This is a genomic window from Nocardia carnea, assembly GCF_029868325.1.
In the GTDB taxonomy this organism is placed as follows: Bacteria; Actinomycetota; Actinomycetes; order Mycobacteriales; family Mycobacteriaceae; genus Nocardia; species Nocardia carnea_C.
In genome coordinates, this window is the sequence record NZ_JARWNW010000094.1 from 1 (window position 1) to 21,841 (window position 21,841).

20 protein-coding genes are annotated in these 21,841 nt (G+C 66.6%); 15 read left to right on the plus strand and 5 right to left on the minus strand.

All coding sequences use genetic code 11. The features are described 5' to 3' along the window. Window positions 1-1,404, minus strand: coding sequence for a glycosyltransferase 87 family protein (locus tag QH196_RS05880; RefSeq protein WP_280414719.1), 1,404 nt, complete (start codon window positions 1,402-1,404; stop codon window positions 1-3). A 291-nt stretch (window positions 1,405-1,695) separates the two neighbouring features. Here QH196_RS05880 and rpsF point away from each other — a divergent pair, with 291 nt between their 5' ends. The 5 genes from rpsF (at window position 1,696) to dnaB (ending at window position 5,437) form a co-directional block, all read left to right on the plus strand. Then, window positions 1,696-1,983, plus strand: coding sequence for a 30S ribosomal protein S6 (gene rpsF, locus QH196_RS05885; protein WP_280414720.1), 288 nt, complete (start codon window positions 1,696-1,698; stop codon window positions 1,981-1,983). Between the two features lie 96 nt (window positions 1,984-2,079). Further along, window positions 2,080-2,619, plus strand: coding sequence for a single-stranded DNA-binding protein (locus tag QH196_RS05890; RefSeq protein WP_280414721.1), 540 nt, complete (start codon window positions 2,080-2,082; stop codon window positions 2,617-2,619). A gap of 55 nt (window positions 2,620-2,674) precedes the next feature. Continuing rightward, the gene (rpsR, locus tag QH196_RS05895) at window positions 2,675-2,926 is read left to right on the plus strand and encodes a 30S ribosomal protein S18 (protein WP_033246575.1); all 252 of its coding nucleotides are present in this window, start codon (window positions 2,675-2,677) and stop codon (window positions 2,924-2,926) included. Window positions 2,927-2,944: 18 nt separating this feature from the next. Beyond that, a complete protein-coding gene (gene rplI / locus QH196_RS05900) occupies window positions 2,945-3,400 on the plus strand; it encodes a 50S ribosomal protein L9 (protein ID WP_062978911.1) in 456 nt (151 codons plus the stop codon). 654 nt (window positions 3,401-4,054) lie between these two features. Further along, window positions 4,055-5,437, plus strand: a complete 1,383-nt coding sequence (dnaB, locus tag QH196_RS05905; protein ID WP_280414722.1) for a replicative DNA helicase — start codon at window positions 4,055-4,057, stop codon at window positions 5,435-5,437. Window positions 5,438-5,456: 19 nt separating this feature from the next. On the opposite strand, the gene QH196_RS05910 is transcribed toward dnaB, so the two are convergent. Next, window positions 5,457-6,059: a TetR/AcrR family transcriptional regulator gene (locus QH196_RS05910; protein ID WP_280414723.1), complete on the minus strand. Its 603-nt coding sequence runs from the start codon at window positions 6,057-6,059 to the stop codon at window positions 5,457-5,459. A gap of 92 nt (window positions 6,060-6,151) precedes the next feature. Here QH196_RS05910 and QH196_RS05915 point away from each other — a divergent pair, with 92 nt between their 5' ends. Continuing rightward, window positions 6,152-6,952 carry an MBL fold metallo-hydrolase gene (locus tag QH196_RS05915; protein WP_280414724.1) on the plus strand — a complete coding sequence of 267 codons (801 nt, stop codon included), beginning with the start codon at window positions 6,152-6,154 and terminating at the stop codon, window positions 6,950-6,952. A gap of 189 nt (window positions 6,953-7,141) precedes the next feature. Here the strand turns inward: QH196_RS05915 and QH196_RS05920 are convergent, their stop codons facing one another. After that, the gene (locus tag QH196_RS05920; RefSeq protein ID WP_280414725.1) at window positions 7,142-7,567 is read right to left on the minus strand and encodes a transcriptional regulator; all 426 of its coding nucleotides are present in this window, start codon (window positions 7,565-7,567) and stop codon (window positions 7,142-7,144) included. Between the two features lie 191 nt (window positions 7,568-7,758). On the opposite strand from QH196_RS05920, the gene QH196_RS05925 reads away from it, so the two are divergent. From QH196_RS05925 to QH196_RS05945, 5 genes are all read left to right on the plus strand, one after another. Next, the gene (locus tag QH196_RS05925; RefSeq protein WP_280414726.1) at window positions 7,759-7,965 is read left to right on the plus strand and encodes a heavy-metal-associated domain-containing protein; all 207 of its coding nucleotides are present in this window, start codon (window positions 7,759-7,761) and stop codon (window positions 7,963-7,965) included. 387 nt (window positions 7,966-8,352) lie between these two features. After that, window positions 8,353-8,766 (plus strand): hypothetical protein, encoded by a 414-nt coding sequence (locus QH196_RS05930; protein ID WP_280414727.1) that lies wholly within the window; start codon window positions 8,353-8,355, stop codon window positions 8,764-8,766. A 105-nt stretch (window positions 8,767-8,871) separates the two neighbouring features. Continuing rightward, window positions 8,872-9,999, plus strand: a complete 1,128-nt coding sequence (locus QH196_RS05935) for a PLP-dependent cysteine synthase family protein (RefSeq protein WP_280414728.1) — start codon at window positions 8,872-8,874, stop codon at window positions 9,997-9,999. A 5-nt stretch (window positions 10,000-10,004) separates the two neighbouring features. Next, window positions 10,005-11,279 carry an MFS transporter gene (locus QH196_RS05940; RefSeq protein WP_432279443.1) on the plus strand — a complete coding sequence of 425 codons (1,275 nt, stop codon included), beginning with the start codon at window positions 10,005-10,007 and terminating at the stop codon, window positions 11,277-11,279. Window positions 11,280-11,447: 168 nt separating this feature from the next. Next, window positions 11,448-13,712, plus strand: a complete 2,265-nt coding sequence (locus QH196_RS05945) for a copper-translocating P-type ATPase (protein WP_432279441.1) — start codon at window positions 11,448-11,450, stop codon at window positions 13,710-13,712. Window positions 13,713-13,797: 85 nt separating this feature from the next. Here the strand turns inward: QH196_RS05945 and QH196_RS05950 are convergent, their stop codons facing one another. Then, window positions 13,798-14,910, minus strand: a complete 1,113-nt coding sequence (locus QH196_RS05950) for a DUF475 domain-containing protein (RefSeq protein WP_280414730.1) — start codon at window positions 14,908-14,910, stop codon at window positions 13,798-13,800. A 208-nt stretch (window positions 14,911-15,118) separates the two neighbouring features. Then, window positions 15,119-15,694 (minus strand): TerD family protein, encoded by a 576-nt coding sequence (locus QH196_RS05955; RefSeq protein WP_280414731.1) that lies wholly within the window; start codon window positions 15,692-15,694, stop codon window positions 15,119-15,121. A 187-nt stretch (window positions 15,695-15,881) separates the two neighbouring features. Here QH196_RS05955 and QH196_RS05960 point away from each other — a divergent pair, with 187 nt between their 5' ends. The 4 genes from QH196_RS05960 (at window position 15,882) to QH196_RS05975 (ending at window position 21,829) form a co-directional block, all read left to right on the plus strand. Then, complete coding sequence (locus tag QH196_RS05960; RefSeq protein WP_280414732.1) at window positions 15,882-17,090, plus strand: hypothetical protein; 1,209 nt, start codon at window positions 15,882-15,884, stop codon at window positions 17,088-17,090. Window positions 17,091-17,102: 12 nt separating this feature from the next. Next, on the plus strand, window positions 17,103-18,317 hold the full coding sequence (locus QH196_RS05965) for an HpcH/HpaI aldolase/citrate lyase family protein (RefSeq protein WP_280414733.1): 1,215 nt from the start codon (window positions 17,103-17,105) through the stop codon (window positions 18,315-18,317). 71 nt (window positions 18,318-18,388) lie between these two features. Next, window positions 18,389-20,983: a phosphoribosyltransferase gene (locus QH196_RS05970; RefSeq protein ID WP_280414734.1), complete on the plus strand. Its 2,595-nt coding sequence runs from the start codon at window positions 18,389-18,391 to the stop codon at window positions 20,981-20,983. Next, window positions 20,984-21,829 carry an HAD family hydrolase gene (locus QH196_RS05975; protein WP_432279442.1) on the plus strand — a complete coding sequence of 282 codons (846 nt, stop codon included), beginning with the start codon at window positions 20,984-20,986 and terminating at the stop codon, window positions 21,827-21,829. Window positions 21,830-21,841 lie beyond the last annotated feature (12 nt).

A 21,841-nucleotide genomic window follows, 5' to 3' on the forward strand; every position in this document is an offset into this window, starting at 1 on the left:
TTAATGGAACCGATTCGCCGGTGCGATTGCCGGTCCGCCCCCGCCCGCCGGAGACTCGGCCGGTGCCGCCCGATCACGCGGCTTTCGCAGCGGAACCTTCAAGAACAGGACGAACAGGAACACCAGCAAGCTGGCCCGGCCCCACACTCCGAAGCGCACCACCGCTTCCATCAGCTCGACCGAATGCCCGGTGCCCATCGCATAGAAATAGCGGAAAACCCCCACCCCGATCGCGATATCGGCGACGAGGTAACTCCACACCACCGGCCACGGCACCGCCAGAACGACGAGGAACGGAATCAACCACAGCGTGTACTGGGGCGAATGCACCTTGTGGAACAGCAGAAATCCGCACAGCATGGCCCCACTGACACCTATCCACGGATACACACCCGTTTCGAGGTACCGGCGCCGCCCGATCCACAACGCCAGGACGAACGAGGCGATGATCAACATCGGTGACGCGATCGCCACGGTATCGGCGAATGCCGCGGTACCGACCCGGTCGGTACCGAACAGCGGACGCAGCCCCCAGAACCAGATCGAGTTCGTGGTGATATCGGCCTGTCGCTGCTGCTGGAATTCGATCGATGCCCGCCAGCCGTCGTATCCGGCGATCGCGAACGGCAGATTGACCACCGCGACGGTGGCCGCCGCGGCAGCACCGGTCCACAGCGCGCCCCGGATATCGAGGCGGGTGCGGCCGTTTTCCGCGGGCCCCCGGTCGCCGTCGGTCAGGACATACAGCATCAACGGCAGTACGAATATGGCCGGATAGATCTTGAAACAGAATCCGAGTCCCAGGAGTACTGCCGCAAATATGGCCCGCGACCGCACCGGCCGCCGGTTCGGCACCATCACCGCCATCGCCGCCACGGTCGTGCACACCACCGGCAGTTCCCAGTTGTGGAATGCGTAGAGCACCAGTGGCGGCCCCACTGCCCACAGCAGGGCGGCCCGGCCGGCCATCCGGGCCAGTAACCAGGCCGTCAACAAGGCGAACGGAGCCAGCAGCAGCGCCGAATACAGCAGGAACATCGCGTCGTTGTCCGCACCCAAGGCGCCCAGCCACATCAGTAGGCCGCTGAGCACCGGGTATTCCACGGCCCCGCCGATCAGCGAACCGTCGGCGGTGATGCCGCCGTGTACATACGGGAAAATATGCTGATCGATATCGCGCCCCAGCCAGAGGAACTGGATATCGGAGTAGCAGACCCGGGCATCCTTCACATAGTCGAACGCGATACTGCGACCGTCGGCGCGAAATGGGGCTCCGGCGCAACGAGCCTTGTTGAGAAACGCCACTGTCAGTGTGATCGCGCACAGCACAACCGCCGCAATCACCGCGGTCTGCCGGGAAACGCGACCGGCCGCGAACGCGCGCGCGGCCGCTCCGATCGACATACCGATCACCTTAGTGTCGCGGGTGCCGTGCAGAGCGGTCGAGAGCGGACACCGGCACGCGCAGAACGGGCGGTAATACCAGGTTGCCCCCGCCGTATCGGTCGCGAATTCCGCTTCTTTCCCGATACCGGGAAATCGTCTTCCGCGCCGCCCGGAGTGCGGTCACGAACACCGCTGGATCGATTTCGTAGTGACCCACCCCCTCAGGTACTCTTGCCCGGTTGCTGACGCGACGACCTCCTGCCACGGACCGTCCGTGGCCGAATCCAGACCACAGGAGGTGATTGGTTCGTGCGTCATTACGAAGTGATGGTCATCCTCGATCCGAGCATGGACGAGCGCACCGTCGGGCCGTCCCTGGAAAATATGCTCAGCGTTGTCCGCACCGAGGGCGGGAAAATCGACAAGGTCGATATCTGGGGCCGTAAGCGTCTCGCCTACGAGATCCGCAAGAACGCCGAAGGTATCTACGCGGTTATCGATCTGACTGCCGAGCCCGCCACGGTGAGCGAACTCGACCGCCAGCTGGGCCTCAACGAGCAGGTGCTGCGCACCAAGGTTCTGCGCAACGAAAAGTAGTTCCGGCGGTACCGCGGTTTCGTCGGAGTCTGTCTCTAGGCTCTAGCGCAAACAGCGAGTGCACTCGGACTGCACACCGAGCAGGAGGAACCCACCATGGCAGCAGGCGATACCGTCATCACGGTCATCGGAAATCTGACGGCCGATCCCGAGCTTCGATTCACGCCCGCGGGCGCGGCAGTGGCGAATTTCACCGTCGCCTCGACGCCCCGCATCTTCGACCGGAACACCAACGAGTGGAAAGACGGCGAGGCACTGTTCCTGCGGTGCAATATCTGGCGCGACGCGGCGGAGAATGTCGCCGAAAGCCTGACCAGGGGCTCCCGGGTGATCGTCAGTGGACGGCTCAAGCAGCGCTCCTACGAAACCCGCGAGGGTGAGAAGCGCACAGTCGTCGAGCTCGAGGTCGACGAGGTCGGTCCTTCGCTGAAGTACGCCACGGCCAAGGTCAACAAGACCAGCCGCGGCGGTGGTGGTGGATTCGGTTCCAACAGCGGTGGTGGTGGAAACTACAACGCCGGCAACAGCGGCGGTGGACGGTCCGGACAGGGCGCAGCGGAAGACCCGTGGGGTAGCGCGCCCGCGGCCGGCTCCTTCGGGGGCGGCGGCCGGATGGACGATGAACCGCCGTTCTGAGACGGCCCGCACAGACCCGCGTCGGCGGGTCGCCAAGAAAACGGAGTGAACGAAAATGGCCAAGGCACCGGCGCGCGAAAAGGTGCTCAAGAAGAAGGCTTGCACTTTCTGCAAAGAAAGCAAGACCGGACCTGTCAATATCGACTATAAGGATGCGCCGCTGCTGCGCAAGTACGTCAGTGAGCGCGGCAAGATCCGCGCCCGCCGGGTCACCGGCAACTGCGTGCAGCATCAGCGCGATATCGCCATCGCGGTGAAGAACTCGCGTGAGATGGCGCTGCTGCCCTACGTTTCGACGGCTCGCTGAGAAAGGTCGGTCAAGCATATGAAGCTCATCCTGACTGCCGACGTCGACAATCTCGGCGCTCCCGGCGATACCGTAGAGGTCAAGGACGGCTACGGCCGTAACTACCTGCTGCCGCGCGGGCTGGCGATTGTTGCCACCCGTGGTGCCGAGAAGCAGGTCGAGGGAATCCGCCGGGCCCAGGAGGCCCGCCGGGTCCGCGATCTCGGCCATGCCAACGAACTGAAGCAGGCGATCGAGAACCTGGAGTCGGTCTCACTGTCGGTCAAGACCGCCGGTACCGGCAAGCTGTTCGGCTCGGTCACCCAGTCCGATATCGCCGCGGCGATCAAATCGGCCGGTGGGCCGGTGCTGGACAAGCGCAGCATCGAACTGCCGAAGTCGCATATCAAGGCCACTGGTAAGCATCAGGTCACGGTGCACCTGCACCCTGATGTCGCCGCGAAATTCGCCCTGGAGGTCGTGGCCGCGGGCTGAACCGCGGTTATCGGCATCTTCGACCGGGGATCACGCAGTAGCGTGGTCTCCGGTCGGTGTGCTCTTTGCTCGGGGGTGTTAGCCAGTGGTTAGCTGGTCTTGTCTACGGATGGATACTCACGGCGGTGCCGTCGAGGTCCGTCTTTGGTGTGTCCACGTTATCCACAGGATGTGGATCCTGTGGATCAATCACAAAACCAACCGGACGTATTGTGACCCAGGTCATAACTGTTCGCCTGTCTGTTAACTCAACACGCCCGGCTGTTCAACAACTCCGACACGCCGACACTTTGTTTATCCACACTGTGTTGACGCCGAAAATCCCGGTCTAGCTGGGTATTTTTCCGGCCTGACCTGCGTTTTCCCCAGGTTGTCCACAGGTTGTACACAACAAGGGGTGAACTATCCCCAGGTTATCCACAGGGCTATCCACAGGGCTGTTTGGCATGTGGATAGAACCTCGCCTAGGTTCATCGCAGCACCACGTCAACGCCTCCGCCGGAAACCGGCGGAACGGATCTATCCGGTCGATAGCTGGGATGTCTGAACACTGGTCGCAGACACTTCCCGCCCCGGCGAAACTGTCGGACCCGTGCGGTAGAACCATTCGGCACAGGGGTGCGTCCGGTCTGGAGGAGAGGACGGTCGAGTCTGATGGCAGTCGTCGATGACCGCGGGCACACGGATTTCCCACCCGAGCCGCCCGGTGAGGATTTCGGGCGTCAGCCGCCGCACGATATGGCCGCCGAACAGTCGGTCCTGGGCGGCATGCTGCTCAGCAAGGACGCCATCGCCGATGTGATCGAGGTGCTGCGCTCCGGCGATTTCTATCGCCCCGCCCATCAGGCCGTCTACGATGCGATCCTCGATCTCTACGGCCGCGGCGAACCGGCCGACCCGGTCACCGTGGCCGCCGGCCTGGACCGCAGCGGCGAACTGAAACGAATCGGCGGCGCGCCCTACCTGGTCACCCTGACCCAGACCGTCCCCACCGCCGCGAACGCCGGCTTCTATGCGGAGATCGTCGCCGAGAAGGCGATCCTGCGCCGCCTGGTCGAGGCCGGTACCCGCATCGTGCAGTACGGCTACGCCGGCGCCGACGGTCAAGATGTCGCCGAGGTGGTCGACCGCGCCCAGGCCGAGGTCTACGAGGTCACCGAACGCCGGACCTCCGAAGATTTCCTCCCGCTGGAAGACCTCCTCCAGCCCACCATGGACGAAATCGATTCCATCGCCTCCCGCGGCGGTATCTCCCTGGGCGTCCCCACCGGTTTCACCGAACTCGACGAACTCACCAACGGTCTGCATCCCGGGCAGATGATCATCGTCGCGGCGCGTCCCGGTGTGGGCAAAAGCACGCTGGGTATGGATTTTATGCGCAGTTGCTCGATTCGGCACGGGCTGGCGAGTGTGATCTTCTCGCTGGAGATGAGCCGGACCGAGATCGTCATGCGTCTGCTCTCGGCCGAGGCGAAGATCAAGCTCGGGGATATGCGGTCCGGGCGGATGAGCGACGACGACTGGACCAAGCTGGCGCGGCGGATGAGTGAGATCAGTGAGGCGCCGCTGTTCGTGGACGATTCACCGAACCTGACGATGATGGAGATCCGGGCGAAGGCGCGACGGCTCAAACAGCGGCACGATCTGAAACTCGTTGTGGTCGACTATCTCCAGCTGATGACCTCCGGTAAGAAGGTCGAATCGCGACAGCAGGAAGTCTCGGAATTCTCGCGGCATCTCAAACTTCTGGCCAAGGAGCTGGAGGTTCCGGTGGTCGCGATCAGTCAGCTGAACCGCGGGCCGGAACAGCGGACGGATAAGCGCCCGCAGGTCTCTGACCTGCGAGAATCGGGATCTTTGGAACAGGACGCGGATATGGTGATCCTGTTGCACCGGCCCGATGCGTTCGAGCGGGACGATCCGCGTGGCGGTGAGGCGGACCTCATTCTCGGTAAACACCGTAACGGTCCCACGGCGACCATCACCGTGGCCCATCAGCTGCATCTTTCCCGGTTCGTGGATATGGCTCGCGGCTGACCGCGATCGGCCGGTGTGGTCAGGTTTGGTGCAAGGCTCGTTCGATCGCGTGACGGGCGCGGCCCGCGGCCGCTCGGTCGTACTGGAGTTGCATAGCCGCATTCAGTGCCAGCCCGGCGGCGATGATCTCGAACAGTGCCTGGTCGATATCGAATCCGGCGGGTAGCTCGCCGTTCTCCACCGCCACGGTCAGGTCCGCCCGCAACTGTTCCCGCCAGCGCGACCACACCTCGGCCACCGCGTCGCGTACCCGGCCGGGGCGGCCGTCGTACTCGGTGAGCGCCGCGGTCATCAGGCAGCCGCCGGGCAGTAGTGGCGATTCCAGGTAGCCGACGGAGTTGTCGCATACCGCGCGTAGCCGGCGCAGACCTGGCGGCTCGGCCAGTGCGGGCTCGACCACCCGGTGCCAGAAGTCCACGAAAGCCTTGTCCAGTGTGGAGATCTGCAGCGTCTCCTTGGTGCCGAAGTGCTTGTGCACACCGGACTTGCTCATCTCCAGCTCCTCCGCGAGCCGGCCGATGGTGATGCCGTCCAGCCCCTCCACAGAAGCGATCTCGGCGGCACGGCCGAGGATGCGGCCACGGGTGGCCCGCGCTGCGGTCGCTGAGCGTCGTGGTGACATGTGACAAGTATAGCGTACGCACGTTCGCTATTGATTTAGCGAACGGTCGTATTCTAAAGTTCGCGGTAACCACGAGAACGAAGGAGTGCGAGATGCGGATGCGGCGACTGGGCTGGGCCGGACTGGAAATCGAGGCCGGAGGCAAGCGGCTGGTGATCGACTATGTGCAGGACCTGTCACCGCTGTTCACGGGGTGGAAGCCCGGTGCGGGGCTGGCAACGCCGACCGGGGCGGTCGACGCCGCGCTGGTCACCCACCTCCACCGGGACCACACCGACGCGGCTGCGCTCGCCGATGTGCTGAAGCCGGGGGCGCCGGTGCTGCGACCGGCACCCGGGCACGGTGACGACGTGGACAACGTGACAACATTGCAGGCCGAGCGCGAACTGGCCCTGTACGGCCTGGCCGCCGAGGTGGTGGATATCTGGACCACTCGCGAAATCGGACCGTTCCGCATCACCGCGGTTCCCGCTGTCGACGGGTTGGGTGACCCGCAGCTGAACTGGGTGGTGCAGGCCGAAGGGCGGCGGGTCTTCCATGGTGGCGACACGATGTTCCACGGCTACTGGTGGCTCATCGCGCGCCGGTTCAGCCCGTTCGACGTGGTTTTCCTGCCCGCCAACGGTGCGGTGGTCGACGCGCCGCATCTGCAGCCGCCGAGCCCGCTACCCGCCGCGATGGACCCGAGGCAGGCGGCCGCAACCGCGGAGATACTCGGCGCCCGCTACGCCGTGCCGATGCACTATGAGGCGGAGCAGCCGGACAAGATCGCGGGCTATGTCGAGGTCACCGACCCGGAGGATGCGTTCCGTGCCCACGCCGGACGGCGCGCACATGTGTCGGCCGTCGGGGATTGGCTGGACCTGATCCCACTACCGGACTCTGCCGTGTGAAAGCAGCCGGCTACCGAGTCGTCGCCCGAGTAGGCGGGCCGGTACCCGTCCTCGACCGGATCGCCTCCGCCATATGCGCCGAGCGGTCGCCCGCACCCGGGGCCCGGCAGAGCTGTAGGTGGTTCTGGTTGCAGAGGGCGGTGCCGGCGTGCGGGTTCCGGTGACCGATCAGGGTTCCGAGATCGGTCGTCAATCGTGACGGCTGCGGCCGGGGTTGTCGAGTCCGGTCGCGCGAAGCTGTTGTCGCAGATCGCGATCGTTCAGGGTGGCGAGGTATGCGTTGTAGCGGGCGGTTGCGTCGTCGGTTTCCGGAAGCGTCCTGAGGCGGCCGGGTAGCAGTCCGGGCGGCAGTTCCCGTGCCGCGAGGGTTTCGAGGCGGGCTGCCGTGGTGTGTGGGGAGCCGATGGCTGTTCGGCGTAGTCGTCGCCAGGTCAGGCCGGCGGTGAACAGGAATGCGCCGAATACCGGCCATAGCAGCACATAGCCGGCATTCTGGTCGACACCGCTTGCGCTTTCGAGCCGGGTCCACTGCCACGCGCCTATCGCAACGCACCCGATCGCCGCCGAGGCCAGGGCGGCCCACAGCGCCATTGTTCGTGCTGAAGGACGTTCCACCACCTCCCCTTTCTACTACAGCGTGTAGCACTACGGTGGTGCGCCGGGTGGTGTCCACATCGACCGCTCTACTCGTTCATGGGCTTGCATACCCAACGGGGGTATTGTATCTATGTAGGAGTCCCTCTCGCGGGGCGGTCGTCACGGATTTGGATGGCTCCGTGGGATTCAACGGATCGATAGGAAACGATATGAATACCTCGATCATCACCGTCGCCGGAATGACCTGTGGCGGTTGCGCTTCCAAGGTGAAGAAGGAGGTCGGTGCCCTCGCCGGCGTCACCGGAGTCGATGCCGATCCGGCGACCGGCCGGGTCACCGTCGAGGCAGAGGGTGCGGTCGGCAGCGATGCCATCAGGGACGCTGTGGAAGCTGCCGGTTACCGAGTCGTCGCCTGAGTGAGCCCCGGCGGGGCTCGGTACCCGCGCCTCGGGAGAGGCGCTGGGGCCGGGTCGCCTCCGGTATGCGGCGCCGAGTGGTCGCCGCGTACCGGGGGCGCTCTTCCCATCGCCGGTGCCACCGGTGGCCCTGATCACAGGATGGCGGGGCAGGATGGGTGTGGCGAGTAGGTTGTTCTGCGACCGTTGCGGTTTACTTCGCCGATACGGCCTCGCCGCGAGAACAATTGGGCGCAGAGAAGGAGGTGCAGCGGTGACGACCGGGAAATTCGTACACGTCGATGGACAGCGTGAACGCGAAGATCATGTCCGGTACCGCGGCGCACTGTCTCCGGGGGGCGATGCACCGATACAGGGCCCCAGGCGCCCGGAACCGCGTGCTCCGCGGTGAATATTTCCGCTCGGCTGCGCCGCGTATCGGTGGCACTGGTGATGGCGGTGCTACTCATCGCCCCGATCCTCGACTGCACTCTGCATCTGGCAGACGAGCACAGCGGTTCGGTTACCGCGGCCCCCGCACCGGCTGTCGGCAGCGCCTATCCGGGCCACCTGCACGGTATGAGCGGTCACCTGGATCATTGTGATCCGCACATGATCCACTGCGTGGAGAAATCGGTGCTGCCCTCCGGCGGCGCGACCGTCCAGCAGTTGCTGTTGACGGCGCTGATCGGGATGGCCCTGTTCACCGCACTCGCCCAGGTCTCCACCGGTACGCGCGGGATCCGGGGCCCGCCGGGCGGCGGCTTACCCGTGCTGAACGGGCAGGCCATTCTCACGAATTTCTGTATCTCCCGACGCTGATCGGTCAGCGCCAGGCCGAGACCTTCCCGTCGTCGGCCGGTGTTCGCTGCCCGCTCACCGTCTCGACCGCCCTGTGTGGCGGTTCGGATACAGAAAGCGACAATCATGAACGACATCGTGTTCGGCAAGTCGGCCGAACCTGCTTCGATTGTGCTCACCCCGCCTGCTCCGGCGCGGGAATCGAGTTCGCTGGTCGGCAACACCCCCGTTCTGTGGGTGGGGGAGCCGCTGGCGCCCGCCGGCCGCGGCTTCTGGGCGAAACTCGAAGGTTTCAACCCCGGCGGGATGAAGGACCGGCCCGCCCTGCACATGGTCCAGCGGGCGAAACAGCGCGGGGATCTGGCGCCCGGGGCCCGCATCATCGAATCCACCAGCGGCACTCTCGGATTGGGCCTGGCGCTGGCCGGGGCGGTGTACCACCATCCCGTCACCGTGGTCACCGATCCGGGACTCGAACCGATCGTGGACCGCCTGCTCGCCTCCTACGGTGCGCGGGTCGAGCTGGTGGCCGAACCGCATCCCAGCGGCGGCTGGCAGCAAGCACGCCGCGAGCGGGTCGCCGAACTCATGGCGGCCGAGCCCGGGGCCTGGTGCCCCGATCAGTACAGCAATCCCGACAATATCGACGGATACGAATCGCTCGGGCGGGAGCTGATACAGCAGCTGGGCGAGATCGATGTGCTGGTGTGCGCCGTCGGCACCGGCGGTCACTCCGCGGGTGTCGCGCGGGTGCTGCGCCGAGTCAACCCGGACCTGCAGCTGATCGGCGTGGATACGGTCGCTTCCACGATCTTCGGTCAGCCCGCCGGACCGCGGGTCATGCGCGGGCTCGGGTCCAGCATCTTCCCGCGCAACGTCGACTATTCGGCGTTCCGTGAAGTGCATTGGGTCGCACCGGCCGAAGCCGTCTGGGCGTGCCGGGCGCTGGCCGGTACCCATTATGCGACCGGTGGTTGGAGCGTGGGTGCCGTGGCGTTGGTCGCGGGATGGGTCGCGCGTACTCGGCCGGCCGGCACCCGCATCGCGGCGGTGTTCCCGGATGGGCCGCAGCGCTACTTCGACACCGTCTACAACGACGACTACTGCCGCGAGCACGGGCTGGTCGATACCGATCCGCCGATCGAACCCGATGTGATCGCGCATCCGGGGCAACGGGTGGTGCACTCGTGGACCCGCTGCACCACCGTCGTCGACCCGTACGCTACCGACCGGGCAGGAGGAACCGAATCGTGACCGTACTGAGGAGCTTCCGCAGCTTCGACCTCGCCGCGCGGCTGCTGATGATCAACCAGTTCGGTATCAACCTCGGCTTCTATATGTTGATGCCGTATCTGGCCGGCTACCTCGCCGGACCGCTGGGCTTGGCGGCCTGGGCGGTCGGCCTGGTACTCGGGGTACGGAACTTCTCCCAGCAGGGAATGTTCCTCATCGGCGGCACTCTCGCCGACCGGCTCGGTTACAAACCCTTGATCGTCGCAGGCTGTCTGTTGCGCACCGGCGGGTTCGCCCTCCTGGTATTCGCCACCTCGCTGCCCTGGGTGCTCATTGCTTCCGCCGCAACAGGTTTCGCCGGCGCGCTGTTCAACCCGGCGGTTCGCGCCTATCTGGCGGCCGACACCGGCGAACGGCGCGTCGAAGCGTTCGCGGTGTTCAACATCTTCTATCAAGCCGGCATCCTGGCCGGGCCGCTGGTGGGCCTGGCATTGATGTTCCTGGATTTCCGGGTGACCGCGGCGGCCGCGGCGGTCGTATTCGCTGTCTTGACCGTCGCGCAGCTGTTCGCGCTGCCGCCGCGCCGCGAGCAGAAGGCCACCGAACCGGCCTCGGTGCTGCAGGACTGGCGCACCGTGGCGGCCAACCGCCGCTTCCTGCTGTTCGCACTGACGATGATCGGCTCGTACGTGCTGTCGTTCCAGGTGTATCTGGCCTTACCGCTGCAGGCCGAATATTTGGCCGGTGCGCAATCCCAAGTGCTCGTATCGGCGCTGTTCGTGGTCTCCGGGGTGGTGGCCGTGGCCGGACAGCTGCGGATCACCGGGTGGTTCCGGGCGCGCTGGGGTACCGGGCGCAGTCTGGCGGTGGGTATGGCGATACTGGCCGCAGCCTTCCTGCCGTTGCTCTTGGTGCCCGGACCCGGACGGTTCGGTGTGCCCGCCGCGATCGTCGCACTACTGCTGTCCACGGCGGTGCTCGCGGTCGGAACCGCCGCGGTGTTCCCCTTCGAAATGGATACCGTCGTCTCGCTCGCGGACGGCAAACTGGTAGCCACCCACTACGGCTTCTACAACACGATCGTGGGTATCGGCATCCTGGCCGGCAACCTCGCCACCGGCGCGGTCGTCGGGGCCGCGCGCGCCGCCGGTGCGGATTGGGCGGTATGGGCGGGGCTCGGTCTCATCGGGGCAGTGGCGGCGGCGGCGTTGTACCGGCTGGACCGGTCGCAGCCGGAAGCAACCGCCGGCGGCAGTATCGACCGGCAGGGACGCGAACCGGCAAGTCCGATACGTCGCTGAGCTCGGCCGCCGGGTTGCCGGGATCGGCATCACGGTTGGCTCGCGTTCCGAGCTGTGATGGCCCACCGCCGGGAATGGTGTGGAGGATGAGTGGGAGGACAGTACGACGAACCCCAGAAGCGGAACACCCGGCAGCAGACTCCGGTCGAACAGTCAGGAGGCTTCTCGATGTCGCATCCCGAGCACCGGCACACCGGCTCCGTCCCCGCCGGGCACGACCACGGCTTATCCGCACAGGACCCGGCCCCGGACACCCGGGGCCGGCGTACCGCCCGGCCCGGTCATGACGCGTCTCCCGGCCACGACGTCCATTCTGGTCACGACGTTTCTCCCGGGCACGGCAGTCGTTCCGGACACGACAGCCACCCCGGGCACGGCGATCATTCCGGGCACGGCGGCGGGACCGGAGGCGGTGGGGGTCACGATGGGCATGCCGGGCACGGGGCGCATGGGGAGATGTTCCGCCGCCGGTTCTGGGTCAGTCTGATCCTGTCGCTGCCGGTCGTCGGGTTCAGCCATATGGTTGCCGAGCTGCTGGGCTACCAGCTGCCGGACTTCCCGGGCGTCTCGTGGATTCCTCCGGTCCTGGGCACGGTGATCTTCGTGTACGGCGGGATGCCGTTCCTCACCGGCGGCTGGACCGAGCTCCGTTCTCGCCGGCCCGGGATGATGCTGCTGATCGCCATGGCGATCACGGTCGCGTTCGTCGCCTCCTGGGTCACCACGCTCGGGATCGGCGGGTTCGAGCTGGACTTCTGGTGGGAACTGGCCCTGCTCATCGTCATCATGCTGCTGGGGCACTGGCTGGAGATGCGGGCGCTGGGTTCGGCGTCCGGGGCACTCGACGCCCTGGCCGCGATGCTGCCCGATACCGCGGAGAAAATCAGCGATGACGGTATCGACGAGGTGCCGTTGACCGAGCTGTCCCGGGGTGACCTGGTGCTGGTGCGGGCCGGGGCGCGGGTACCCGCCGACGGCACGGTCACCGACGGCCGCGCCGAGGTCGACGAATCGATGATCACCGGTGAGTCGAAAACTGTGAGCCGCGATATCGGTGAGACCGTGGTCGCCGGCACCGTCGCCACCGACAGCGCCCTGCGTGTGCGGATCACCGCGATCGGCGAGGACACCGCCCTGGCCGGTATCCAGCGGATGGTCGCCGACGCCCAGGCCTCGTCCTCTCGCGCCCAGGCGCTGGCGGACAAAGCCGCCGCATTCCTGTTCTATTTCGCCGCGGGTGCCGGTGTACTGACCTTCGCGATCTGGGCGCTGCTCGGCAACCTGGACGAGGCGGTGGTGCGCACGGTGACCGTCCTCGTCATCGCCTGTCCGCACGCCCTTGGGCTGGCGATTCCACTGGTCATCGCGATTTCCACCGAACGGGCCGCGAAAGCCGGGGTACTGGTCAAGGACCGTCTGGCGCTCGAACACATGCGCACCGTCGATGTGGTGCTGTTCGACAAGACCGGCACCCTGACCCAGGGCCGGCACCAGCTCACCGGGGTCACCGCCACCGCCGGCACGGGCGACGATCATCTGCTCGCGCTCGCCGCAGCCGTCGAAACCGATAGCGAGCACCCCCTCGCGCGGGCCATCGTGTCCGCCGCCGAATCCCGAGTTCCGGAGTCGGAACAGTTGACCGCCGGCGATTTCCGCTCCCTGCCGGGCCGCGGGGTACGCGCCCGCGTCGACGGCACGGAGGTCACCGTCGGGGGTCCGGCCATGCTCGCCGATTCCGGGTTGCCGGTACCCGACGATGTCACCACTGTCACCCGCGGCTGGGTACAACGCGGCGCCTCGGTGCTGCATATCGTCCAGGGTGATCGGGTGCTGGGCGCCGTCGCCCTCGAAGACGCCGTCCGCGAAGAATCCCGCCGAGCCATCGACGCGTTGCACGCCCGCGGCGTGAAGGTCGCGATGATCACCGGCGATGCGCGTCAGGTCGCCGACGCCGTCGCCGCCGACCTCGGTATCGACGAGGTTTTCGCCGAAGTGCTGCCCGAACACAAGGACGCGAAGGTCACCGAATTGCACAACCGCGGGCACAAGGTCGCGATGGTGGGCGACGGTGTCAACGACGCTCCCGCGCTGGCCCGCGCCGATGTCGGGGTGGCGATCGGCGCGGGGACCGATGTCGCGATCGAATCCGCCGGCGTCGTCCTCGCCGCGAACGACCCGCGCGCGGTGCTGTCGATCATCGAACTGTCCCACGCCAGTTACCGGAAAATGTGGCAGAACCTGCTCTGGGCCACCGGCTACAACATCATCGCCGTCCCGCTGGCAGCGGGTGTGCTGGCCTTCGCCGGGATCGCGATCTCTCCCGCCGTCGCCGCGGTGCTCATGTCGGTGTCCACGATCGTCGTCGCGCTCAACGCCCAACTGCTGCGCAACCTCGATCTCGACCCCGCCCACCTGACCGGCCCGCGCAATTAGAACGGCCCGGCCGGGGTAGGGCGCCGAAAAGAGAGCGGGAGCGGACCGTATGGTCCGCTCCCGCGTCTGCTGTCCAGTTTCCGGGTCAGGCGACCGGGGTGCGCTCCGGGGTGAGCGGCTTCTCCGGTTCGCTGCCTTCCTTGCGGTTGCGCAGGACGCTGGAGACCACCGCGGCGCCGATGAACGCGATACCGACGAGACCGGTGATGAGCTCATGGACGTGGATATCGCCGACCGTGATCAGCAGGATCAGCGCCAAGGCGCCGATCGCCCAGTGGGCGCCGTGTTCGAGGTACACGTACTCGTTCAGCGTGCCCTTGCGGACCAGGTACACGGTGATCGACCGGACGAACATGGCGCCGATCAGACCCAGGCCCAGGGCGATGATGATCGGATCGGCGGTGATGGCGAACGCGCCGATCACACCGTCGAAGGAGAACGAGGCGTCGAGGACTTCGAGGTAGAGGAACAGGAAGAACCCGGCCTTACCGGTGGCCTTGGCCAGCCCGGACGGGCCGGCGGCCTCTTCGGCCTGTTCTTCGACGTGGAACATCGAGCCCAGTCCGTCGACCGCGATGTAGAGAATCATGCCGAGCAGGCCGGCCAGCAACACCGTGGAACGCGTGTCGTCGTGCGCCAGGAACTCCGCCGACAGCACCAGGCCGACGCCCGCCACGACCACCGACACCATATCCAGCTTGCCGGCCTTGGCCAGCGGGCGTTCCACCCAGGACAACCATTTGATTTCGCGGTCGGCGAAGATGAAGTTCAGGAACAGCATCGCCAGGAACATGCCGCCGAACGCCGCGATCTGGGGGTGGGCGTCGGTGAGCAGGGTCTCGTAGCTGGGGCTGCCGTCCGGGAAGGTCGCCGCATCGTTCGGCGGCGGGTTCAGCGCCAGGTCGAAGGCTTGGACGGGGTTGAGTCCCGCGGTGATCCACACGATGGCCAGCGGGAAGACCAGCCGCATACCGAAGACGGCGATCAGGATGCCGATGGTGAGGAAGATCTTCTGCCAGAACTCACTCATCTTTTCCAAGACGGTGGCGTTGATCACGGCATTGTCGAACGAGAGGGAGACTTCGAGGATGCCGAGGATGAGGCAGAGTGCCAGGGCGGTCGGGCCGCCGTAGAGGAACGCCACTACCAGCGACAGCACTGTGACGATTATGGATATACCGAATATTCGCAGGACCACTCTGGGACCTTTCGTGTGCGGTGGCCGGACTGCGGTCGGTATCCCGGCCCATAACGAGAAACCTGATCGGCGGTACAGACCACCATTGGTCACCAGCGTCGCCGCCGACCGCCTATTTGTCCAATTTGTCCCCTCAGCTCCGGTGGGGAGGCCGAAAACGAGGGGGCCCGTTACCGGACCCCCTCACGCTACCCGGAGGTGTGGATCGTCAGACGTTGACACCGTAGTCGCGGGCGATCCCGGCCAGGCCGGAGGCGTAGCCCTGGCCGATGGCGCGGAACTTCCATTCGGCACCGTTGCGGTACAGCTCACCGAACACCATGGCGGTTTCGGTGGAGGCATCCTCGGAGAGGTCGTAGCGGGCCAGCTCTTCGTTGTTGGCCTGATTCACGACGCGGATGTAGGCGTTGCGGACCTGGCCGAAGGACTGCTGGCGGCTGTCGGCTTCGTAGATCGAGACCGGGAAGAAGATGCTTTCGATGGACGGCGGGGTATTCGCCAGGTCGACGTTGATGACCTCGTCGTCGCCCTCGCCCTCACCGGTGGTGTTGTCGCCGATGTGCTCGATGCTGCCCTCGGGCGACTTCAGGTTGTTGAAGAACACGAAGTGCTTATCGGACACGACCTTCTTGTCGGCTCCGGTGGCGATCGCGCTGGCGTCGAGGTCGAAGTCCGTGCCCGTGGTGGTGCGCACATCCCAGCCCAGGCCGACGGCTACCGCGGTGAGCCCCGGAGCTGCCTTGCTCAGCGAGACGTTGCCGCCCTTGGACAAACTGACACCCATGCGGGATTCCCTTTCGTAGTTGTCTGTGATTCCCAGCATGTCCGAAATCGCCGGGTACGAAAACGACAGTAGTGGTTTTCGGCGAACTTGCGTAGCGTCATGCGCCCATCCGAGCTCGGAAGCCCTCTTGCACCTGCGTTATCGGCCGTCGCTACGCCCGGGCCGGCGATCTCATACCATCGGGTCTGTGGCAGGCCGTAGGCGTGGATGGTTCCGGTCGGGGGAGGATCCGTGGTTCGAACAGGCGCGATCCGCGCTGACGGCGGCGTTCCTGGATATGGACCGCCGCCAATCGGCCGCGGATACCGCCACCATCGCCTCCGAGGAGATCTTCCCGGAACGGGAACTCGGCCGGCGCTGGGCGCCGGTGCGGCAGCAGTGCTACGCCGCCGGTGAGGCCTATCTCGCGCTGACCGACGAGATCGGCCGGGCCGAACAGTCCGGCGCCGGGATTCCGGACCGGCAGCAGCGGCTGGACACCGTGGTCCGGCAGCTGCACGCGGCGGCCCGCGAGGTGGACCGGTTCTATCACGGTGAACGTGCCCGGCTCGACGAAGCGGTCGCGGTGCGTGGTGCGGTACCGGAACTGGTCGCGCACGTCACCACCGAGGCGGCGCGGGTGCGCGGGCAGGCGGCGGAATCGGAATACGCCGGCTATCCGTCGGTGCGGGCCGCGGCCGCGCGCATCGATGAGGCAATGGTCACATTGGAGGCAGTTCCGGCGGGCGAGCGAGGCCGGGTGCGGGCGACGGCGAACCAGTTGGACGCCGCGACGGCGGAGTTGTCGGAAGCTTTGGCCCAGGCGCCATCTCGGGCCGGCGCCGCGCGCAACGCGATCGCCTCGGTCACCACCCGGATCGCGGCGGTGCGTACCCGTGCGGAACGTCTCGGGCCCGCGTACTCTGCCCTGTTGCGCGAGTTCAATGCTGCGAGTTCGGCTGATCTGGCCGACAATGAGCGCGCAAGTGAGCGTCATATCACCGCGGCGGACAGTGCCCTCGCCGGCGCCCGCACCGCCGCGGCCGAGCACAACCCGGAGCTGGCCCTTGACCTGACCACAACTGCGCGCGGTCATCTCGCCGACGCCGAACGACTCGTCGATGCCGTCACCAAACGGCTGACCGAGTTGCGCACGGTCCGCGACGATCCGCGCCAACGCGCGGAGGCTGTGCGGTTCCGGCTCCGGGACGCGCAGATGCTGGCAGTTTCACGGGGATTGGTCGCCGAATGGGGTTCGGTTCTGGACGCCCAGGTCGAGCGGATCGACCGGGTCACCGGATCGCTGACCGGGCGGCACCCCGATTATTGGGCCTATGTGAACGAACTCGACACGATCACCGAATTCATTGCCGGTGTGGTGGATCGAATGCGCAAACAACCAGGACAGAATGGATGAGACGGGGGATCGATGACCGCAGCCATGGCCGTTCGGCAGGAAGTGTCCCTGCACAAACGGGTACCGCGCCGGCATTTCCGGCAGTTGCAGGGCCCCGATGCGCGGGCCCTGTTCCATCGGCAACCCGAACCGTTCGACGACCATGCCGACCGGGAGATGCTGGCGCTGGCACTGGGCGCCACCCTGTACGTTCCGGCGACCCGCGATGACCTGACCGCGACGATCGTGCGGCGGGCCGAACGCGGGGTGTGTTCGATGGTGATCGACCTCGAGGACGCGGTCGCCGATCACGAGCTCGCCGCCGCCAAAGAGCAGACCGTGCGGACCCTGGACGAGCTCGCCGGCCACCGGGATCCGAGCCCGTTGCTGTTCGTCCGGGTACGCGACGCCGATACGGTGCCCGAGATCCTCGAACGGCTGGGGCCCGGGGCCGATGTGCTCACCGGATTCGTCTTCCCCAAATTCGACAGCGCTTCGGCGCCGAAATACCTGGCGGCGCTGACGACGGCCGCCGCCGTGCGCCCCGAGCGGCCGCTCTACGGTATGCCCGTCCTTGAGTCCCCGGCGCTGGTGCACCGGCAGACCCGGGATTCCGAGCTGACCCAGATCGCCGCGCTGCTGGCCGAGCACCGGGAACGGATTCTTGCGGTCCGGGTCGGGGCCACCGATATGTGCGCGACCTTCGGTATCCGCCGCGACCGCGACCTCACCATCTACGACGTGCGGGTGATCGCCGACGTCATCGCCGATATCGTCAACTACCTGGGGCGCACGGACGGTACCGGTTTCGTGATCACCGGGCCGGTATGGGAGTACTTCGCCGATCACGAGCGGATGTTCCGGCCGCTGCTGCGTACCGCACCGTTCGAGGAATCCGATGCGGTGCCGTTCCGCAGCTACCTGGTGAGCCGCGACCTCGACGGCCTGCTGCGTGAGATAACGCTGGACCGCGCCAACGGAATCCAGGGCAAAACGGTTATCCATCCCTCGCATGTCGCGGCCGTGCATGCGCTGTCGGTGGTGACGCACGAGGAGTACACCGATGCCCTGGACATCCTTCAGGTGGAGGTCGGCGGGGTCGCCGCGTCCGGATACCGGAACAAGATGAACGAGATGCGGCCACACCGTAGCTGGGCCCGGCACACACTTGCCCGGGCCCGCGTATTCGGGGTCGCGAAGAAAGGGGTGTCCTTCGTGGACCTGCTATCCGCGCTGGTCACAGCATGAGCGAGTCAGGCCCGGAGGCGGCAGCGCAGCGTAACCACGTAGGGCCCTCGCGCATGCTCGATAGATACAGCATGAGTGGGGCGGGGCTGGAAAGGTACTGGGCCACCCGCACACTCGGAATCGAACTGCTCCACCGCGAATCTTTCCGCCACGGCGACCGGCCGGACGCTCTACCTGCGCAGCCGGTGATCACCGATCTGCTGCAGCCGGGGCTGCGCAAGAATCCCCGGCGGGCGCATCTGCTGGTTTCCACGGTGCTGGGTAAACACCTGCCGACCGATCCGCTGGTCGTGCGGGATGCGGGCGACCGGCTCGGGGATCTGGTGCGCGGCGTACTCGGCGAACAGGATGCGGTCGCACTGGGTTTCGCCGAGACCGCGACCGGTCTGGGGCACTGTGTGGCGACCCGGATCGATGCCGCCTGTTATCTGCATTCGACCCGCCGTGCGGTGCCGGGAGCGCGGACCCTGACGGGTTTCGAGGAGGGGCATTCGCATGCCACCTCACATCTGCTGCAACCGATGCCCGGCGATATTTTCACCGCCGGTCTGCCGCTGGTGCTGGTGGACGACGAGATCTCCACCGGCAACACCGCACTGGATGCGATTGCCGCACTGCACGAATTCGCGCCGCGGACCCACTATGTGCTGGCGGCGCTGGTCGATATGCGTACCGAGGCGGACCGGGCCCGATTCGCGCGGGTCGCGGCGGAACTGGGGGCACGTATCGATGCGGTTTGCCTCGCCACCGGTAGTGCGGTGCTGCCGGACGGGCTGGTCGGTGCGGTACTGGATCTGCCGGAAGCCGAACTCAACCCGGTCGCTGCGGCGCGGGGCAGTTCCACCCGGCTGGAACTGTCCTGGCCACAGGACGTGCCCGACGGTGGCCGGCACGGTTTCCTGCGCACCGACCGGCCGGCGTTCGAACAGGCCGGGGCCGCCGCGGCGAAAATGCTGCGGGATCAGCTGGTCACCGAATATCCGGGCCGGCCGGTGGTGGTGCTCGCGCACGAAGAGCTGATGTATCTGCCGCTGTGCCTGGCGGTGACGCTGGCCGATTCCGGGATCCCGGTGCGGTATCAGACGACGACGCGGTCACCCGCCTACGTTCTGGACGAACCGGGTTACCCGCTGCGCCGCGGGTTCCGGTTTCAGGCACCGGAACCCGGCGAGGAGCAGCCGCGTTTCTTGTACAACGCCGCCTGGCCGGACACCCTGGCGGCCGGCGTCGACCCGGTGCTGGTGTTCGTGGTCGATACGCCGGGCGACAGTGCGCAGCTCTACGCACCCGGTGGGCTTGTGGACGTACTCACCGCGGCGGGTTCGGATGTGCTGGTGGCGGTGGTGCCGGGAGCCGATCCGGTAGCCCTCGAAGCGGCCCGGACCCGGCCACCCGGTTCAGCTGTCTCGACTCGCGCGAAGCTGTCGGTGCCCGCGTCAGCGGTGCCCTCCTGCCTCGAGCGGCCGGCGTCTTCGCGGTCGGCCGCGTCTGGGCCTTCGCGTTCGGAGCCAGAGGTGTCTGTGTGCTCTGTTCCGGCCGGTGGCTCCCGGCCGCTCTACGGTCCCGAGTTCGGCTCTTATGCCCCTGACGATGTGGCGTGGCTGCTGAAGGATCTGTCCGATGCCGAACTGGAGGCCGATCTCGCCTATCGCGAACAGCGGATCCAGGCCGGCGTGGCGCACTATGCCGAATCTCTGCCCATCGAGTACCAGCCCGACGCCGCCTACCGCGAGTTGTTCGACCGGGTTCTGGACGACAGCGCGCAGCGGCTGGCGCTGGCGGTGGGGACGGTCGCCGAACTCGTGGTCGCCGAACGCGGTACCGATATCGTGCTGGCCTCCTTGGCCCGCGCGGGTACCCCGATCGGCATTCTGATCCGCCGCTGGCTCGCCGCCCGGCAGGGCGCACGGCCCGGTCTGGATATCCCGCATTACGCGGTCTCGATCGTGCGCGACCGCGGAATCGATACTGTCGCACTGGATTACCTGGCCGGTCGGCACTACCCCGCCGATGTGGTGTTCGTCGACGGCTGGACCGGCAAGGGCGCAATCGCCAAGGAACTCACCGAGGCATTGGATGCCTACCACACGGCCGGCGGGGCACGGTTCGACGCCGACCTCGCGGTACTGGCCGACCCCGGCCACTGTGTGCGCACCTACGGCACCCGCGATGATTTCCTCATCGCCTCGGCCTGCCTCAATTCCACGGTCTCCGGTCTGGTTTCGCGCACCGTACTCAACCGCGACCTCATCGGCCCGGAGGATTTCCACGGCGCGAAGTTCTATGCCGATCTCGCCGCCGACGATGTTTCCGGCCGCCTCGTCGATACGGTCACCGCCGCCTTCGATACGGTTCGCGACCGGGTAACCGAGCAGGTCGGTCACCTGCGGGCCGCCGACCGGACACCGACCTGGGCGGGCTGGGCATCGGTGGAGCGGGTCCGCGCCGAATACGGTATCGACAGCGTGAACTTCGTGAAACCCGGTGTCGGGGAGACGACCCGGGTGCTGCTGCGACGGGTGCCGTGGCGGGTTCTGGTGCGCGAGCCCGACGCCGCCGAACACGCGCATATCCGGCTCCTCGCGCGGGCGCGTGAGGTACCGGTGGAGGTTGTACCGGAGCTGGCCTATTCGTGTATGGGTCTGATCAAGGATGTGCGGCGATAGATGATGTCTGCGAAACCGGTGCTGGTGGCGACCGATCTGGATCGCACGATGATCTACTCGCGTAACGCCTCCGGTGCGACCGAACCCGAAACGGTGTGCGTGGAATATCTCGACGGCGACCCACTCTCCTATATGACCGTCACCGCCGCCGGCGCGATGGCCGAGCTGGCGGCCGCGGCGGCCGTGCTGCCCACGACCACCCGCACCATCGCGCAGTTCGAGCGGATCCGGTTCCCCGGGGCCCCGTGGCCGTTCGCGGTCACCACCAACGGCGGAAACATACTGGTGGACGGGTCGCCCGATATCGGGTGGCGCCGGTCGGTCGATACCGCGGTCCGGGCGGGGGGTGCCGGTCTCGCCGAGATCGGGGCCGCCCTGCGCGCCCGGATCGACGATTCGTGGGTCCTCAAATACCGCGAGGCCGACGACCTGTTCTGCTACCTGGTAGTCGATCTCGCCGTCACCCCGCCCGATTTCCTGGCCGAATGGGACAGCTGGTGCCGGCCGCGCGGCTGGTCGGCGTCGCGGCAGGGTCGCAAGATCTACACCATGCCGATGGCGGTGTGTAAGAGCCGGGCGGTGGCCGAGGTCCGCGACCGGCTCATCGCGACCGGCCGCCTCGACCCGGTGGCTCCGACACTTGCCGCCGGCGACGGTGCGCTGGATGCGGAAATGCTGATGGCCGCCGATCGGGGGATCCGGCCGCGGCACGGTGAACTCGAAGAACTCGGCTGGGCCCACCCCGGTATCAGCGTCACCTCCGCCACGGGAATCCTGGCGGGGGAGGAGATCGTCGACTGGTTCACCGCCGCGCTGCCCGGCCGGGTCGCCGAACCCACCGCTTAGACGTGGTGCTCG